Origin of the sequence: Paraconexibacter sp. AEG42_29, assembly GCF_040581415.1 — a bacterium.
In the GTDB taxonomy this organism is placed as follows: Bacteria; Actinomycetota; Thermoleophilia; order Solirubrobacterales; family Solirubrobacteraceae; genus Paraconexibacter.
In genome coordinates this window covers 1,512,305-1,530,416 of record NZ_CP114014.1, presented here as the reverse complement: position 1 = coordinate 1,530,416, position 18,112 = coordinate 1,512,305, and the positions used below count along the sequence as shown (strand labels likewise).

General features: G+C 73.0%; 11 protein-coding genes. 4 read left to right on the top strand and 7 right to left on the bottom strand.

Going from position 1 to position 18,112, the window contains the following annotated elements; genetic code table 11:
* Positions 1-70: 70 nt before the first annotated feature.
* The 5 genes from DSM112329_RS07385 to DSM112329_RS07365 all read right to left on the bottom strand — a co-directional run bounded on the left by DSM112329_RS07385 (position 71) and on the right by DSM112329_RS07365 (position 8,875).
* Positions 71-1,897: a hypothetical protein gene (locus tag DSM112329_RS07385; protein WP_354701165.1), complete on the bottom strand. Its 1,827-nt coding sequence runs from the start codon at positions 1,895-1,897 to the stop codon at positions 71-73.
* 128 nt (positions 1,898-2,025) lie between these two features.
* Positions 2,026-2,592 carry a GNAT family protein gene (locus tag DSM112329_RS07380; protein ID WP_354701164.1) on the bottom strand — a complete coding sequence of 189 codons (567 nt, stop codon included), beginning with the start codon at positions 2,590-2,592 and terminating at the stop codon, positions 2,026-2,028.
* Positions 2,592-4,673: a RecQ family ATP-dependent DNA helicase gene (locus DSM112329_RS07375; protein WP_354701163.1), complete on the bottom strand. Its 2,082-nt coding sequence runs from the start codon at positions 4,671-4,673 to the stop codon at positions 2,592-2,594. The genes DSM112329_RS07380 and DSM112329_RS07375 overlap by 1 nt, the downstream gene beginning before the upstream one ends.
* A gap of 1,146 nt (positions 4,674-5,819) precedes the next feature.
* Positions 5,820-7,166: a hypothetical protein gene (locus DSM112329_RS07370; RefSeq protein ID WP_354701162.1), complete on the bottom strand. Its 1,347-nt coding sequence runs from the start codon at positions 7,164-7,166 to the stop codon at positions 5,820-5,822.
* A gap of 98 nt (positions 7,167-7,264) precedes the next feature.
* Positions 7,265-8,875, bottom strand: a complete 1,611-nt coding sequence (locus DSM112329_RS07365) for an alkaline phosphatase D family protein (protein ID WP_354701161.1) — start codon at positions 8,873-8,875, stop codon at positions 7,265-7,267.
* 135 nt (positions 8,876-9,010) lie between these two features.
* Between DSM112329_RS07365 and DSM112329_RS07360 the strand changes: the two genes are divergently transcribed.
* From DSM112329_RS07360 to DSM112329_RS07345, 4 genes are all read left to right on the top strand, one after another.
* Complete coding sequence (locus DSM112329_RS07360) at positions 9,011-12,628, top strand: homocysteine S-methyltransferase family protein (protein ID WP_354701160.1); 3,618 nt, start codon at positions 9,011-9,013, stop codon at positions 12,626-12,628.
* Between the two features lie 125 nt (positions 12,629-12,753).
* Entirely contained in the window at positions 12,754-13,761 is a 1,008-nt protein-coding gene (locus DSM112329_RS07355) for an ATP-dependent 6-phosphofructokinase (protein WP_354701159.1), read from the top strand.
* Positions 13,762-13,945: 184 nt separating this feature from the next.
* Entirely contained in the window at positions 13,946-14,896 is a 951-nt protein-coding gene (locus DSM112329_RS07350) for an amidohydrolase (RefSeq protein WP_354701158.1), read from the top strand.
* A complete protein-coding gene (locus tag DSM112329_RS07345; RefSeq protein WP_354701157.1) occupies positions 14,893-15,366 on the top strand; it encodes a cysteine dioxygenase family protein in 474 nt (157 codons plus the stop codon). Before DSM112329_RS07350 ends, DSM112329_RS07345 begins: the two co-directional genes overlap by 4 nt.
* 78 nt (positions 15,367-15,444) lie before the next feature.
* Here DSM112329_RS07345 and DSM112329_RS07340 read toward each other — a convergent pair whose 3' ends face one another.
* Both DSM112329_RS07340 and DSM112329_RS07335 read right to left on the bottom strand, forming a co-directional pair.
* Entirely contained in the window at positions 15,445-15,753 is a 309-nt protein-coding gene (locus DSM112329_RS07340; protein WP_354701156.1) for a DUF4333 domain-containing protein, read from the bottom strand.
* Positions 15,750-18,104: a lysylphosphatidylglycerol synthase domain-containing protein gene (locus DSM112329_RS07335; RefSeq protein WP_354701155.1), complete on the bottom strand. Its 2,355-nt coding sequence runs from the start codon at positions 18,102-18,104 to the stop codon at positions 15,750-15,752. Before DSM112329_RS07335 ends, DSM112329_RS07340 begins: the two co-directional genes overlap by 4 nt.
* Positions 18,105-18,112: the final 8 nt, after the last annotated feature.

Here is an 18,112-nt window from a genome sequence, read left to right as displayed (position 1 = left end):
GTGAACGAGCGAGGGCCCCGTCACCGACGGGGCCCTCGATCGACGTGTCGTCGAAGACGACGTTCGCTGGCTAGCGGACGCGCACCGACTGCTTCGAGGTCGCGCTGCTGCACGAGATCGTCTTGGTCGACTTCGCGAGGACGAACACGTAGTACGTGCCCTTGCTGGCGTTCCGCTTGGTGATGCCGTACCGGCCGGTGCTCAGCGAGCGTGCCGTGCCGTAGCGCGTGGTGCTCTTCCCCTTCTTGCGCAGGACCATCGTGCGGTTGTACTTGCAGGTCTTCTGCGCCGCGCTGATGGTGCCCGAGAAGCGCGAGCCCGAACGCCGCAGGCTGAGCGACGTCTTGACCTTCGTCTTGCCGGCCGACGGGGCCGGGGCCGGCGGGGTCGGGGCGGCCTCGACGTCCTTGCTGACGGACTGGTTCGGGCTCGGGCGACCGGCGACGTCGTTCACGGCACCGTAGCCCTGGCCGAACGCGACGAAGTCGGCGATGCCGGCACCGAGCGTCACCGTGATCGAGTTCCCGGACGAGGTCGTCGTCCCGGTGCCCTGGGCGTCGGTCCCGTCGGAGCGGAACGCGGTGAAGCGCGACGGCGGGGTGCTGGCGGCAACGGGCTCGTCGTAGTTGAACGTCGCGCGCTGCGTCGCGGCGTCGACCGCGACGTTCAGCAGGTCCGGACCGTTGGTGTAGCCCGGCGTGTTGTTCGGGGTCGAGACCGGTGCCTGGCTGTAGATGCTCCCGGCCTTCGGGTCGGTCGTCGTGGTGACCGCGCCGGCACCGGCGACGATCCGCACGATCGAGCCCGGGTCCTTGGTCAGCGCGTCGGAGTCCGGGAACGTGGCGATGATCGCGTTCTCCGAGCCGCCGGTGCCGATCGAGCTGGCGACGGCGGACAGCGTGCCGTCGTCCGCGATGGCACGGATCTGCGCGGCGGAGCCACCCGTGACCGGGCCGCTGAACGTCAGCTTGAACGAGTTCGCGACGTCGGGCGCGGCGGCGACCAGCGAGGGACGGCCGCCGGTCTGCGCGCTCTTGGCGACCACACCGGGGGCGGACCGCGTGACGAGCGGCAGACCGCTGCCGGGCTGGACCGCGCTCGCGGGCCGGTCTTCGACGGCGTTCTGCTTCGTGACGAACCGTGCCGCGGACTCGACGGGCGCGGCGCCGAAGTTGACCTTGACCTGGTTGCCGGTCGCGGTGACCTTGCCGGCGGCGGCGTAGACCGGGTCGCCGTCCTGCAGGACGTAGCCGAAGTCCGAGGCCTGGTACGCGGTCTGCGCGGCCTCGCCGGCGCCGCGGGACGGTGCGGGGTTCAGGCTCTCGTCGAACGTGTAGGTGACGATCTTCGCGTTGCCGGCGCTGATGTCCGCGGTCGCGTCGATCAGGTCGGGGGCCGTCGTCGCGCCGCCGGCGGGCTTGGCCGCGCTGCCGATCACGGGCTCGGACGCGACGAGGCTCGGCTTGTTGGCGAGGTCCGTCACCGCGCCGGGGCCGACGCCGCCGATGGTGGCCTGACCGATGTCGGATCCGGCCGGGAAGCTGACGACGGCGCACGCGGCGTTGTCGGTCGCCTGCGTCGCGGTGCCCTGCCAGTAGCGGCGGACGTCGTAGGACTGCAGGACGAAGCCGCCGGTCCCGATCTTCGCGATCGGCTGGTCGAAGCAGTAGCGCGCACGCTCGCCGATCGTGTCCTCGAGGCTGTTGGCCGGATCGAGGGTGATGGTCCGCAGGTCGGGGCCGGCCGTCGTGATGCTGGCGCCGGTGCCGGGGCCGCCGACGTGACGGGGCTGAGCCGCGCCCGCGAGGGTTGGGACGCCGATCGCGGCAGCCGTGCCAGCGACGGCGAGGACGAGTGCCGCGGTTCGCGGGCCACGCGTGGATGGGGTGTGAGGCATGGGTTCTCTTCCGGTGTGGGACGGGTGTGGCAGCAGTGCTGGCCCCGCGCTTCGGATCCCGCAGGCTCCGGTGCCTGCACGAGGCGCACGGGTCACTACCCCCGCCCGGTTCACGTAACCCCGGTCCGTCAGGTGACGAACGAGGCCGCCGCCGAGCGGTCCAGCCGCCAGCGCCGGTGGACCCCGGTCTCCGCCGGCGCCTCGTCGGACCCGGCGACGGTGCCCAGGAGAGTGAACCCGAGGCCCGCCGGAACCCGGCCGCTGACGACATTCGCGACGTCGTGGCGGATCTCCACGAACGTCACTCCAGGGTCTGCGAAGGCGTGCGGGATGACGGCGCGGACCATCGCGGTCGCCACCCCGCGGCGGACGTGGTCCACATGGACCCAGTAGCCGATCTCCAGCCCCCCGCGCCCGACCCGCGGGTGCAGGCCGACGATGCCGATGACCGTGCCCGCCCCGCCCCAGGCACCGAACAGCCGGTCGCCGGCGGCGGCGCTGCTGCGGAACCACTCCCGCCGCTGCGCCGGGGACATGAGCGGATGGCGGGCCCACGGCATGAACGGACGCAGGTGAGCGCGGCTCTCGGCGACCGCGCGGTTCAGCGCCTCGGCGTCGTCCGGCGCCCACGGACGGATCGCGATCCCCGCGATCCGAGGCGGCGTCGGTGTCGACGCCGGGACGGGCCGCTCCATCAGAAGCTGGTGCGCAGCGTCAGCGGGAACACCTGCTCGGCCCCGCGCCGGCGCAGCTGTCCGCCGCTCATCGCGAGTGTCCATCCCGACTGGCGGATATCGTCGACCAGCAGGCATGCGCCCGGCGGGAGGTCCGACGTGACCGCGAACGCGCCGCGGACGTTCTCGGCCTGCTGGGCCGCGTTGCGCATCCGGGCCTGCGGGGGCCGGGAGGCGTCGGCGCGAGCCAGGACAGGGGCGAACGGCAGGCCCAGCGCGGCGGCGAGCCGCGCGGCGACGTCGGCGACCACATCGCCGCGGGCACCCGTGCGGCGGGACGGGACGCAGGCGACCCAGGCGACGGGTGGCCCCCACTCGCGCACGACCTCGGCCAGCGCGCCGATCAGCTCGTCGTCGACCACGCCGGCGTCGAGGCCGGCGCGCACGAGCGGGTCCCAGCCGTCGTCACCCGCCCGCCCGAGCGCACGGCCCTCGCCGATGACGACGTCCGGCGGCAGCTTCTTCATGGTCCCCGTCTCGCGGTCGGGAGCCATCTTCTTCGGGTCGAGGGTCAGCGGCCGTGAGCGCAGCGTCCGCATCGCCTCGGCGACAAGGACGGGATCGGACTCGATCGCGAACCGGGGCTCGGTGCAGACCGCGCAGCGCCCGCAGTCGGTGGGGGACGGATCGTCCAGCTCCTCCTGGAGCGCCCGCATCAGGCAACGGCCGTCGGCGCCGAACGACGCCATCGCCGCCTGCTCGGTGCGCCTCAGCGCGGTGATGGCGCTGTACCGAGCCGCGTCGTAGTGCCATTCGGCGCCGGTCGTGCTCCAGCGGGTGCCGTCCTTGCGCACCGCCCCCTCGACCTCGAGGATCTTCAGCATCGCCTCGAGCCGTCCGCGGCCCAGGTTGACCGCCGACTGCAACTGCGGCACCGTCGCGCCGTCCCCCGTCGAGAGCTGCTCGAGCACGCGCTCCACGTGCTCGCGCCGCGGGAACGCCTGCTCGATGAAGAAGTCCTGGATGCGGCGGTCCTCGTGGCCGCGCAGGAGGACGACATCCGCGTGGTCCACGCCGCGTCCCGCGCGTCCGACCTGCTGGTAGTAGGAGATGACCGACCCGGGCGCCTGGAAGTGGACGACGAAGCCCAGGTCGGCCTTGTCGTAGCCCATGCCGAGCGCGCTGGTGGCGACAACCGCCTTCAGGTCGTCCCGGAGCAGGCGGTCCTCGATGACGATGCGCTCCTCGGACGGCTGGTCGCCGGAGTAGGCGGCCGCGCTCACGCCGTGGGCGGTGAGGAAGCCGGCGACGACGTCCGCGTCCCGCTTGGTCAGCGTGTAGACGATGCCGGAGCCCTGCAGCGTCGGCAGGACCTGGGCGAGCCAGCTCAGGCGGGCCGCCTGGGAGGGCAGCTCGCAGACCTCCAGGCGCAGCGACGAGCGGCCGAGCGGGCCGCGGTAGGACCGCAGCGCGCGGTCGTCGCCGGCGGCCAGCTGCTCGGTGACGTCGGCGACGACCCGGTCGTTCGCGGTGGCCGTCGTCCCGAGCACCGCGACGCCCTCTGGCAGTCGGGCGATCATGTCGCGGATGCGGCGGTAATCCGGGCGGAAGTCGTGGCCCCAGTCGCTGACGCAGTGCGCCTCGTCGACGACCAGCAGCCCGATCGACGACGCGAACAGCGGCAGCATCTCGTCGCGGAACCGCGCGTGGTTCAGCCGCTCCGGGCTGATCAGCAGCAGGTCGACCTCGTCCCGGGCGAGCGCGTCCTGCACGTCCCGCCACTCCCCCACGTTCGTCGAGTTGATGGTCCGCGCGCGGATCCCGAGCCGCTCGGCCGCGGCGATCTGGTTGCGCATCAGCGCCAGCAGCGGGGAGACGATCAGGGTGGGCCCTGAGCCGCGCTCGCGCAGGAGGGCGGTGGCGACGAAGTAGACGGCGCTCTTGCCCCAGCCGGTGCGCTGGACGCAGAGCACGCGGGCACGGTCGTCGACGAGGTCCCGGATCGCCTCGAGCTGGCCGTCGCGGAAGACGGCGTCGGGGCCGGCGAGCGCGTGCAGGTGCGCGAGGGCGGCGTCGTCGGTGGTCGTCTGCGTGGTGGTCATCGGTGTCATGTCCACAGTAGGCCAGCGGTCCGTCGGGTCGGCGCGCCGGTGCGCACGATCGGCTGATCCCCGACGCGCGGCAGGGACGGTCCGGCGCACCGGCGACGCGGCTGCTCGCGCTTCCGGCTATCCGCTGCTCCCCGTGCTGGTGGCGGTGGGGCCGTCGACGGGAGGGGTTGCAAGCCGGTGGCGCTGACGCCGTCGACCGCGGGGTTGCAAACCTGTGGCGCTGACGCCGTCGACCGCGGGGTTGCAAACCTGTGGCGCTGACGCCGTCGAACGCGGGGTTGCAAGCCGGTGGCGCTGACGCCGTCGACCGCGGGGTTGCAAACCTGTGGCGCTGACGCCGAGGACCCCGCGGTCACGATGAGCTTGGGAACTGCGGCTGAAGACGGCGGTATGCGCTGGACTGCCGCAGCAGCCGTAATGCAGGGCGGCGAGCGGGCAGCCGGCGGGCGGGCGGCCGGCGGGCGACACGGCGACAGGCCCCGGCGCGTCGACACGAACGACCACGCAGTCGCGGACCCGTGGCGCTGACGCCGAAGACCCCGCGCCGCGACGAGTTTGGGAACGTCGGCTGGAGACAGCGGAGTGCGCTGGACTGCCGCAGCGGCCTTGGTGCGGGGCGGCGTGCGGGCGGTCGGCGGGCGACGGCCCCGTGTCGCGGTTCCGCGGGACCGCGTCCTCCAGCGCATGGCATACATGCACCAGCGCACACGGTCCGCGCTCCCCCACGATGCGCCAGGTGAACCCGGTCACTGGCGGATCGCACGGCTGCAGGCCGGGTGGATCGACTTTCACCGTGGGCACGTTTCGGCCAATGGCGGATCGCACGGCTCCGGGCCGGGTGGATCGACATTCACCGCGGGCACGTTCCGCCAATGGCGCATCGCACGGTTGGGAGACCGGTGAGTCGCCATACGCCGCCGCCGGAGTGGCCCGACAGCGGCAGCACCAGCGGGGCGGGCGTCGTCCGGACCTTGACCACCGCGGCGGTTGCGGAACCCGGAGTCAGCTCCCGGCGGGGGCGTCGTCCGGACCTTGACCACCGCGGCGGTTGCGGAACCCGGAGTCAGCAGACAGGGCGGGCGTCATCCGGACCTTGACCACCGCCGGGGTTGCGGAACCCGGGGTCAGCGAACGCCTTCAGCCCAGGACCACCGTCCGCTCCGCGGTCACCCGCGCACCGCCGGTGACCGCCGTCGCCACCACGCGCAGCCGGTACCGCCCGGCCGCCGCGCCCCGCGATCCCGGGCCGCCGCGGCGCAGCGTGAGCGTCCGCGTCCCCGGGTGCACCCGGGCGACCGTGCCCGTCGCGACCGTGCCGCCCCCGGCGCGCGTCAGCGTCACCCGGACCCCGCGCAGGCAGCCGCCGCTGACCCGCACCTTCACCCGTGGACGACGTCCGCCGCTGACCGCGGCAGCCGCCCCGCTCGAGGTCACGCGAACCGACGGACGGCGCCGAGCGGCCGTCGACGTCGCGAACGGCGCGGGGTCGCACACGCCAGCGACCGCCACCCGCGCCCGCTCGCCCGCGCCCGGCGCGTCGGTCCCGACCCGCAGCCAGACCGTCCCGGGGCGGGCGACGGTCGTGGTCAGCGCGACGAGCTGCGCGGCCTCGACGACCGGGCGGGACGGCGCGCTCGCGCTGCCCCGGTTCGCGCAGGCGACCGCGTTCGTCCCAGTCGGCCGGGAACCGCGGAACAGCGTGAGCGTGCTCACCGCGGCCCCGCGGGCGGCGACGCGGATCCGGCCCGCGTCCGGCACCGAGAACCGGCGCCACACCGTCCCCGACGCGGGACAGGCCGGTTGTGCCGGATCCTCCTGGGTCAGGGTCGCGCCGCCGAGCGCCACCAGCGCGGAGGTCCCTGACCGCAGGACCGGCGCGCCCTTGGCCACGTCGCCGCGGGGCGCGCGGTCGGACGGCAGGTTCGTCAGCCGCAGCGAGGCGACCACCCGCGTCGCGCGCTGTCCGGTCCGTCGCCCGATCTGGACGAGGACCACGCGACCCGCCGGCACGCGCAGCTCCACCCCGGCACCGGGGTCGGGGCCTGCTGCCGTCCCGGCACGCCCCCCTCCCGCGCCGCCGGCCTTGCCCGCGCCGTCGCAGGCCTGCGGCTCCGCCGTAAGCGGACCCGCCGCGGCCATCGGCTGGACGAACGCCGCGACGTCCGGCGTCTCGGCGGTCTCCAGCGACGGGCTCAGCGCCTCGACCCGCACCCGGCGCGGGACGTCGGCTGCGGGGACCGTGAACCAGACGGTCCGGGCGAACGACCCGGACCCCAGGCAGCGCGGTACGCCGGCATCGGGGGTCGCCTCGGCGAGGTCGGCCTCCGCCTGCTGCTCGGTGGGGACCCCGTTCTCCGCGGTGAACGTGGCGAACGGGATCGCGCCGGCGGGCGCATCGTTCGCCGGCGCGGCCGCCCCGGCCCCCGCAGGGACCGACAGGACCGCCACGACCACGGCCACCGACACCAGCGCCGATGCCGACATGCGATGAGCTTCACCCGGGGTGTCGGAGATCGCAGCTCGGCCGCCTGGGCCCGCCGCTGTCGCCGGGCGCCCGAAGCGACCGTGCATGCGCAGCGGGCTCATCGATCCGCCCCGTGCGCGCGAAGGACCCGTTCGAGCCGTTGTCTCCTGACCTTCAGCGCCGTGGTCCGCGCCGCCTCGCTGCGCAGCTGACGCGGCGTGAGCGGCGCCGGCAGGTCGCCCTCGGAGGCCGCGCGGATCGCGGCGCCGCCATCCTGCGTGAAGTCGTTGGCACCCAATGGCTGCGTGAACGTCGCCAGCGTCCGGGCGGCCGCGTCCGGACGGTCGATCGCGGCGACGCGGTAGGTGACCTTGGCCGCGTCCGCCCCGAGGTCGACCCGGCCGTAGCCGTGGTCCATCCCGTTGAAGTGCTTGATCCACGGGTTGGCCAGCCGGACGGTCGTCGGGGTCACGCCGAGCACGCTGTCGATCCCGCTCGAGGTGACCGACCCGCCGACGAACTCGGTCGCGATCGACCGGCCCGCGTCCGCCTGCGCGAGCACCTGGTTGGCCATGAAGACGTGGATGTCGCCCGTGAGGAACACGACGTTCGAGATCCCGCCGGCGGCGATGTGATCGAGCAGCTCCTTGCGCTCGTCGACGAACCCGTCCCAGGCGTCGGGGTTCAGCGGCTGCCCGGCGATCTCCAGCGGCGACAGCTGCACGGGCGTCCCGACGATCTTCCAGCGGGCGCGGGACGCCGTGAGATGCGCCTTGAGCGCGTCGAGCTGCGCCCGGCCCGCGATCCGGCGCGGCTGTCCGTCGCCCTCTCCCGTGCGGTACTGCCGCAGGTCGAGCAGGAAGACGTCGCACATCCGGCCCAGCCCGCGGTTGCCGTAGACGCGGTAGCGCTCGCTCGGCATCGTCATCCGGGGCATCCACTCGAAGCTCACCCGGTACCCCGCGGCCTTCTGGAGGGCGGACGGCGCGGGCGCGTTGTCGGTGTAGTCGTTGGCGACCTCGTGGTCGTCCCAGGTGTGGATCCACGGATGGACGCGGTGCAGCTCGCGCAGGTCCTTGTCGGCCCGGTAGAGCTTCATCAGGGCGCGATAGCTCGCCAGGTCGACGCTGCCGCCCGCGACCGTGCGCCCGTTGCCCGGCATCGACGCGCGCTCGTACTGGTAGTCGCCGAGCTGCACGTACAGGTCGAGGTCGTCGAGCTTCGCGGCGTCGGCATGGCCGGTGAAGAACCCGGTCGGGTAGTTCTGGCAGGACGAGTAGGCCAGGCGGACGGGGATGTCGCTGTCGGCCGGCGGGGCGGTCCGGGTGCGGCCGGTCGGCGAGACGTCCTCGCGCGAGCGCCACGCGTAGTAGTAGGTCGTGTGCGGCTTCAGGCCGGTGATGCGTGTCTTGAGCGAGCCGTCCACGGTCTGCGAGGTGCCGACGACGGCCGTCGCCACGGTCCGCGTCAGGCCCTCGTCCTCGGCGACGATCAGCTGTGCGCCGGACCGCGCGTGGTCGGTCGTCAGGCGGGACCAGAGCGTGATCCCGTCGGCCGTGGGCTCCCCGGACGCGACGCCGTCCCGGAAGCGCCCGGCCCCCACACGCGCCGGCGCGTCGAGCAGGCGGGCGCCCCAGGCGGTGGGGACGTACGCCGCCGACGCGGCGAGCGTGCCGGCGATGAGCAGCTCGCGGCGGGTGGTCGGCAGGGGTCGTCGGTTGGAGGCCACGCGCTCTTCTACCGGTCCGGCCGCCGGAGTGAAAGCGTTTCACCCGAAGTTCACGACCCTGGCGCCCGCGGACCGGCGACCGCCGTCCACCAACCTTGCCATGACCGTGTCAAGGTTGCGATAGACTCGCGGGCAATGCGTGACTACCTCAAGGCCACCCGTGAACGCGTCATCGTCTTCGACGGCGGCATGGGCGCGACCCTCGAGATGTGGGACCTGTCCCTCGAGGACGACTACAAGCTGCCGGGGCGTGCGCACGAGGCGCTCGTCCTGAACCGCCCCGACATCATCGAGAAGCTGCACCGCACGATGGTCGACGCGGGCGCCGACGTCGTCGAGACCGACACCTTCCAGGCCAGCCGCCTGAAGCTCGAGGAGTGGGGACTCGCCGAGCACACGATGGAGATCAACATCAAGGCGGCGGAGATCGCGCGCAAGGCGGTCGGCGAGGACCGCTTCGTCGCGGGCTCCATCGGGCCGACCGGCTTCCTGCCCGCCTCCGACGACCCGACGCTCGGCATGATCCGCTTCCGCGACCTCGTGAAGGTCTTCGCCGAGCAGTCCGAGGGCCTGATCAAGGGCGGCGTCGACCTCATCATCATCGAGACCGCGCAGGACATCCTGGAGGTCAAGGCCGCGATCTTCGGCGCCCGCGAGGCGATGAAGACGACCGGTCGCAAGCTCCCGCTGCAGATCTCCGTCTCGCTGCTGCCGAACGGCGGCAAGATGCTGCTGGGCACCGACATCGCGTCCGTCCTCACCACCCTGACCGCGCTCAAGGTCGACGTCATCGGGCTGAACTGCTCGACCGGCCCCGAGGACATGCGCGACGCGATCCGCTACCTGGGCGAGAACTGCCCGGTCCCGGTCCACTGCATCCCGAACGCCGGCATCCCCCAGCAGGGTCCCGACGGCGAGACGATCTTCCCCGAGGAGCCCGCGCCGCTCGCCGCGTCGCTGAAGGACTTCGTCGAGCGCTACGGCGTGTCGATCGTCGGCGGTTGCTGCGGCACGACGCCGGACCACATCCGCGCGATCGCCGACGCCTGCGTCCCCGCCCGGACGGACTTCACCCGCCCGAAGGCCGGCCCGCCGCTCGTCTCCTCGATGATCACGGCGTCCCCCCTGGTCCAGGAGCCCGCCCCGACGATCGTCGGCGAGCGCGTCAACTCCCAGGGCTCGCGCAAGGCGAAGGAGATGCTGCTCGCCGGTGACTACGACGGCATCCAGCAGATCGCCGAGGACCAGGTCGAGGGCGGCGCCCACGTCCTGGACCTGTGCGTCGCGCTGACCGAGCGCACCGACGAGGACGAGCAGATGCGCGAGGTCGCCAAGCGCGTCTCGCTCACGCAGCCCACGCCGATCCAGATCGACTCGACCGAGCCCGAGGTCATCGCGATGGCCCTGGACCAGATCCCGGGCCGCGCGATCGTCAACTCGATCAACCTGGAGGCCGGCCGGGACAAGCTGGACACCGTCCTGCCGATGGTCGTCGAGCACGGCGCCGCGCTGATCGCGCTGACGATCGACGAGGTCGGCATGGCCAAGACGGCCGACCGCAAGGTGGAGATCGCCAAGCGGCTCGTCGAGCTGTGCTGCGACGAGCACGGCCTCGACCGCGAGCTGCTGATCTTCGACGTCCTGACCTTCACGCTGACGACGGGCGACGACGAGTGGAAGCCGTCCGCTGTCGAGACGATCGAGGGCATCCGCCGCGTCAAGGCGGAGATCCCGGGCGTGAAGACGTCCCTGGGCGTGTCGAACGTGTCGTTCGGCGTCGGACTGCCCGCGCGGTCGGTCCTGAACTCGGTCTTCCTCTACCACTGCGTCGAGGCCGGCCTGGACCTCGCGATGGTCAACCCGAATCACATCACGCCGTACTCGGAGATCTCGACCGAGGAGCGCGAGCTGGCGGACGACCTCGTCTACAACCGCCGTGAGGACGCCCTCGAGCGCTTCATCCAGCACTTCGAGTCGAAGGGCGAGTCGGCCGAGGCCGAGGGCCCCGCGAACCCGACCGAGCACATGACGCCGGAGGAGGCGCTGCACTTTCACATCCTGCGCCGCAAGAAGGACGGCGTGGAGGCGCAGATCGACGCAGCCGTCGAGAAGCTCGGCGCGGTCCCCGTCCTCAACGACGTCCTGCTGCCCGCGATGAAGGAGGTCGGCGACAAGTTCGGCGCCGGCGAGCTGATCCTGCCGTTCGTCCTGCAGTCCGCGGAGGTCATGAAGAAGGCCGTCGCGCGCCTGGAGAACTACCTCGAGCGGACCGCCGACTACACGAAGGGCACCGTCGTCCTGGCGACCGTCTTCGGCGACGTGCACGACATCGGCAAGTCGCTCGTCAACACGATCCTCACGAACAACGGCTACACGGTCGTCGACCTCGGCAAGCAGGTCCCGGTCCAGACGATCGTCGAGGCCGCGCGCGAGCACAAGGCCGACGCGATCGGCCTCTCGGCGCTGCTCGTGTCGACGTCGAAGCAGATGCCGCTCGCCCTGCAGGAGCTGCACCGCCAGGGCGATGCGATCCCCGTGCTGCTCGGCGGCGCCGCGATCAACCGCGCGTTCACCTACCGCGCCGTGTACGTCAACGGCAAGGAGGACGACACCGTCTACGAGCCCGGTGCCTACTACTGCAAGGACGCGTTCGAGGGGCTGGCCGTGATGGACACGCTCGTCGAGCCCGACAAGCGCGAGACCATGGTCCGCGAGATGCTGGAGGCGGCCGACGTCCAGCGCCACAAGAAGGTCGTCGTCGAGGACCTGCCGCCGGTGACGGATGCGTCCGTCCGCTCGGCCGCGCGCACCGATGCCCCCGTCCCCGAGCCCCCGTTCTGGGGCGTTCGCGAGATCGAGGTCGACATGGACGAGCTCTACACGCACCTCGACACGCACGTCCTATTCAAGCTGCACTGGGGCGGCCGCGGCGTGAAGGGCGACGCCTGGCGCGCCCTGGTGGACGGCGACGGCGAGGAGGAGGGCTTCATCCCGAAGCTCGAGCGCATGTGGCGGGACCAGGACTACCTGCACCCGCGCGCGCTGATCGGCTTCTTCCCCTGCTACGCGGACGGGAACGACGTCGTCGTCCTCGACCCGACCGACCGCAAGACCGAGCTGACCCGGCTGAACACGCCGCGTCAGCAGAAGGGCGACCGCATGGCGTCGGCCGACTTCTTCCGGCCCGCGGCCACCGACGGTGGCCCGCCGGAGGAACTCGACGTCGTCGCCATCCAGGCGCTGACGGTCGGCTCCGACGTGACGGACCTGATGGCGAAGCTCGAGGCGGACGGCGAGTACGCCGAGCAGCTCTTCGTCCACGGACTCGGCGTGCAGACCGCTGAGGGCCTGTCCGAGTGGCTGCACTGGAAGGTCCGCGGCTGGTACGGGATCCCGGAGACGCAGGGTCGCCGCCTGTCGTGGGGATACCCGGCCGTCCCCGAGCAGTCCGAGCACGTGAAGGTCGACGGGCTCCTGGACCTGAAGCAGATCGGCATGGAGCTGAGCGACGGCTACTCCCCCACGCCCGAGCAGTCGACGCTCGCGATGATCGTGCACCACCCGCAGTCGATCTACTACGGCATGCGCAACGGCCGGCTGCTGCCCGACGGCTCGCCGGACGAGATCATCCGCGGCACCAGGCGCGACCCGACGCTGGTCCAGGCGGACCTCATCGCCGGCGACGCGATCGAGGGCGCGATCGAGGACGAGACGCTGGCCCGCGGCGAGGAAGCCGCACCGGCCGCGAAGTAGCCACCGCCCGGGCCCGCGGAAGGGTCGGGGGGTCAGACCCCCCGGATCCTCCGCGGACCCCGAGCCGGGGGGTTTGGACGTGCGGCCGTTGCGCACGGCGGTGCCGATCGGTTAGGTGGAGGCCCATGCGCATCGGCATCCTCACGGGCGGCGGCGACTGCCCCGGCCTCAACGCGGTCATCCGTGCCGTCGTCCGCAGCGCCTACCTGCACGGGGACGCCGTGGTCGGCTTCCGGGACGGCTGGGGCGGCGTGCTCGACGGGTCCTGTGTCGAGCTGCCGATCGACCGCGTGGCGGGGATCCTGCCACGCGGCGGCACGATCCTCGGCACCTCGCGTCGCAGCGCGCTGGAGCACCGTGACGTGGTCGCACAACGGTTCCGGGAGCAGCGGCTGGACGGCCTGATCGCGGTCGGCGGCAACGGGACGTTGTTCGCCGCGCACGAGCTGTCGGCCGACCTGCCGATCGTCGGCGTCCCGAAGACGATCGACAACGACATCTCCGGGACCGATCGCACGTTCGGCTTCGACACGGCGGTCCACATCGCGACCGAGGCCATCGACCGCCTCCACACGACCGCGGAGAGCCACTACCGCAACCAGATCGTCGAGGTCATGGGCCGCAACGCCGGCTGGATCGCGCTGCACGCGGGCCTGGCCGGCGGGGCCGACGTGATCCTCGTCCCCGAGCGGCCGTTCGACCTGGAGGAGGTCGCCGAACGCGTCCTGGCCCGTCGGCGTCGCGGACGCAGCTTCTCGATCATCGTGGTCGCCGAGGGCGCGGCGCCGCTCGGCGGCGAGCTGGTGACCAAGGGACGCGACGACCCGCTCGGCCGGCCGCTGCTGGGCGGGATCGGGCACTGGCTCGAGCGCGAGCTGGAGGAACGCACCGGTGCGGAGACCCGCGCGGTGGTGCTCGGCCACGTCCAGCGCGGCGGCACGCCGACGGCCTACGACCGCGTGCTGGCGAGTCGTCTGGGCCAGCGGGCGCACCTCGCGGTCAAGGAGGGCCGGTTCGGCACGATGGCGGCCCTGCGCAGCTCCCGGATCGAACTCGTGCCGCTGATCGAGGCGACGGTCCCCAAGCTCGTGTCCGACGAGGAGCTGGAGCTGGCCGAGGCGTTCCTGGGCTGACCTACGGCGGCTGCCGCTGCCGAGAGCCGCGTCGGCTGACAGGTTCTGCACCACCGGATGGGCAGAAGCTGACAGCGACACGGCCGGGAGACCCGAGAACGCCCCCGACCGCCGACCCAGACGAACGGACGTCCGTCCGTCCACAAAAACCCTAATCCCCATCGGAGTTGTGTACATTAGGTGCATGACCGTCGTCGACGCCCACCAGCACCTGTATCCCGAGGCCGTCCTGCGCGTCCTCGAGAGCCGGCGCGTCGCGCCCTACGCGCGCTGGCGGGACGGGGCGTTCACGGTGACGCTCGCCGGCGAGGAGCCGTTCACGATCGACGCCGCCATCCACGACCCGGGGTTCCGGATCGAGCGCATGCGCGCGGCGGGGGTCGACAGCGCGCTCGTGGCGCTGTCCTCCGCGGTCGGCGTCGAGACGCTGCCCGCCGCCGACGCGTCCCCGATCCTCGACGCGTGGGCCGACGCCGGCGCGACCCTGCCGCACGGCCTGGAGGCCTGGGCCGCCGTCCCGCTGCAGGCCACCGCGGACGAGCAGGTCGCCCGGGCCGCCACGGCGCTGGACAACGGCGCGGTCGGCGTCTGCATCCCGGCGGGCGCGCTGACCCGCGGCCCGCGCGACGCCGAGCGCCTCGGCCCGCTCCTGCGCCTGCTCGAGCAGCGCCTGGCTCCCCTCTTCGTCCACCCCGGCGCCGTCGCCGGGCCGACCCCCGACGCCGCAACCGCCGGGATCCATGGCGCCTGGTGGGCGCCGACGACGACCTACGTCGCCGACCTGCACGCGGCCTGGCTCGCCTTCGTCGCCTACGCGCGTCCCGCCCATCCGGAGCTGCGGGTGCTGTTCGCGGCGCTGGCCGGCCTCGCCCCGCTGCACGCCGAGCGCACCGCGGTCCGCGGAGGCCCGGACGCGGAGTCGGCGATCGACCCCAACATCTTCTACGACACCTCGTCGTACGGTCCGCGAGCGATCCGGGCGCTCACCTGTCTGGTCGGCACGACCCAGCTCGTCGACGGGTCCGACCACCCTGTCCTCCCCCTCTGGGAGTCCGGCGCCGACGCAGGCGCCATCTCTGCCGTCCGTGCCGACAACGCCGCCCGCCTCCTGGGCCGCGCCTGGAGCGCCGCATGATGTCCATCACCCGTACCCCCACCGAACTGCGCAAACTGGTCGACGGCCTCGCCCGTCACCCCGAGCTGTGGCGGCAGGACGTCGTCTTCGACGCGTCCGAGCGCCAGTGCTCGCTGATCGCTCGTACGGACACCGTCGAGGTCTGGGCGGTCGCCTGGATGCCCGGGCAGGACACCGGCTTCCACGACCACGACTCGAGCGCGGCGGCGATCGTCGTCGCCGAAGGCGCGATCGTGGACGAGCGGATGGCACTCGGCGCCCCGACGATCGCGGCCCGTCACGAGACGGGCGCGGTCTTCACGGTCGACGCCGGTGAGATTCATCGCGTCCGTCACACGGGCGACGAGCCGGCGATCTCGATCCACGCGTACTCGCCGCCGCTGGACCGGATGGGCACGTACGCGGTCGGCGCGGGCGGCCGCCTGGTGCGCCAGCCCGTCGGTGGCGACCAGACCCTCACCGCCGACTGACGGCGGACCCCGGCCCGACGCCGGCCAGGGGCGCAGCAACGACGCACCATCGGCGGGCGGACCCAGTGGGTCCGTCCACTACTTGCGGGAGTGGATCCGGAAGGAGAAGCTGCGCTCGCTCACGAGGCGCACGTCGACGTCCGACGCCTTGCCGTCGATCTGCGCGGTGCAGGTGAAGGTCGTGCCCTTCTCCGCCTTCTTGCCGTCAGGACAGTCGACCGTGATGGTCCGCGACGGCATCTGACCCTGCAGGTTCTTGACGACCTTGCCCTCGACATCCGAGGCGCGCACCGTCTTCCCGCAGCCGGTCAGCGTCAGGACGAGCGCAGCCGACGGCAGCAGCGCAAGCGCAGCAGCACGTCCGCCGCTGCGTCGTGCACCGGTCACATGTCCAGTTCGTACGCCTCGCCGCCCTGGCGGCGGGGCTGGGCACCGGCGGCCGGGGCGAGCTCGACCGGGGAGACGTGCATGGCGCGCAGCCGCACGTCCTTCCAGGTCAGGCCCTCGCGCAGCAGGGCCGGCGTGCCCATGACGATGGCGGTGGCGATCTCGACGGCCTGCAGGATGATCCCGTAGCCGAGCGCGTCGGCGTACGAGACGCCGTAGGCGCCCGTCAGCACCGCGACGCACGCGGCCTGGAAGACGCCGACGTTGGACGGCGTGGCGGGCAGGACCGCGGTCACGTTGACCGCGAACAGGACGGCGGCGGCGGCGCCGATACCCGCCTGCTGGTCCAGCCCGAAGGCGACGAGCAGCGTGTAGCAGGACACCCACTGGATGCCCCAGGCGCCGAGCTGCGCGACGGTGGCGGTCGCCCCGAGCCGCGGGCTCTTGAAGACGGCGAGGCCGGCACGCACCTGCGTGGAGGCGGCGCGGGCCTGCTTGAGGACGCGCGCGACGCGCTCCGAGCGCTTGGGCAGCCCGCTGCGCAGGAGCGCGGGGGCCACGAGGACGGCGAGCAGGACGGCGATCGGGGCGACGGCGAAGACGACCAGCGCGGCGTGCTGCCCGTCGAAGTAGTGCACGGTCGAGAACATTGTGATGCCGAGGATCAGCAGCGCGACGATGTTCAGGAGCGTCTGGGAGACGAGCGTGCCGACGACGACCGGGAGCGTCTCCTTCGGGCGGCCGACCCGGCGGGCGACGATCATCGCGCGCGCCGGCTCGCCGAGACGGGCGGGCAGCGTCGCGGACATCAGGACGCCGATCATCGTTCCCTGCAGCGCGTCGCTGCGGCGGACCGAGGCCTGCGGCAGCGCGGCCTTCAGGATCGCGTGCCAGGCGACGGCCCGGACGATCATCGACAGGCACATGAGCCCGAGCGCGGCCAGGACCCACGGGGGGCTGGACGACACAAGCGAGTCGCCGATGCGGTCGATCCCGATCCGGCGCAGGGCGAAGAACGAGGCGGCGATGCCGGCGACCAGCGCCAGCACCATCGCGATGCGGCGCAGCGCGGCGCGGCCGGCGCGCGAGCGATTCGCGGCGTCGACCTCGAGGGAGGCCAGGCGCGTCGCCGGGACCCGCGGCAGCCCGTCGGCGACGGCGAAGCCGCTGCGGACGGCCAGGCGGGCGCGGCGCGTCGCCGGCACCGGGACGGCGATCGCGTCGCGGTAGGCCGTGAGGACCTCGTCGGCGACCTGGGGCCAGGCGAAGCGCTCGGCCCGCTCGGTGGCCGCAAGGGCCATCGCGCGGCGGCGCTCGGGATCGAGGCCGAGGTCGCGCAGCGCCTCCGCCAGCGCGGTCGCGTCGCCGCGGGCGACGAGGACGCCGTCGACGCCCTCGCGGACCACGTCGCGGTAGCCGGGGATGTCGGAGGCGACGACCGGCGTGCCCTGGGCGAACGCCTCCGTCAGCACCATGCCGAAGCTCTCGCCGCCGAGCGACGGGGCGGCAAGCACGTCCGCCTCGCGCAGCACGCGGTCCTTCGTCGCGTCGTCGACCTTGCCGAGTGCCGTCACGCCGCGCGAGTCCTCCAGGACCTGGGCGACGTCGTCGCCGTCGACCCCGACCAGGGTCAGCTCGGCCGGGACGTGCTCGCGCAGCGCCTCGAAGGCGCGCAGCAGGATGGGCAGGCCCTTGCGCTCGACCGACTGGCCGACGAACGCGATCCGCATGGGCTCGCCCTCGTTGCGGGCGAGCTGCGGCCGCGGGCGGTCGGCGGGCAGCTGCACGCCGTTGGGGATCACGCGGTAGCGACCGCCGTAGAAGCGCTTGCCGGTCCAGGCGGCGGCGTCCGACACGGCGATGCGGACCTTCAGCTGGTTCAGCCGGCGACGGGCGCCGATCAGCGATGCGAAGCCGTTGGAGACCACGTTGTCCGAGTAGCAGTGGAACGTCCCGACCAGCGGCAGGTCGGTCGAGCAGAGCGTGTCCCAGCCGACCAGCGGGGCGACCGGCTCGTGGACGTGGACGACGTCGTAGCCGCCGGTGTCGAGCTCGCGGCGGGCGCGGGCGATCGCCGACGGCGACGCCGCCAGGTTGGACACCGCGCCGTTCGCGGGGAAGCCGACCGTCCGGCCGAGCGGGACCAGGTAGTCCGGCATCGGACGGTCCTCGGGCATGTGCCCGCGGTGAAGCCGCGCCGAGAGTCGGTCGCATGGGTCGTACGGGGCCAACACGCGGACATCGTGCCCGCGCCCGATGAGCTCGGCGGCGAGGGACTCGATATGCCGCGTGACACCCCCCGGATACGTCCACGAATAGGGGGAGACGAGCGCGATGCGCATCGAGTGCATCGAGTGCA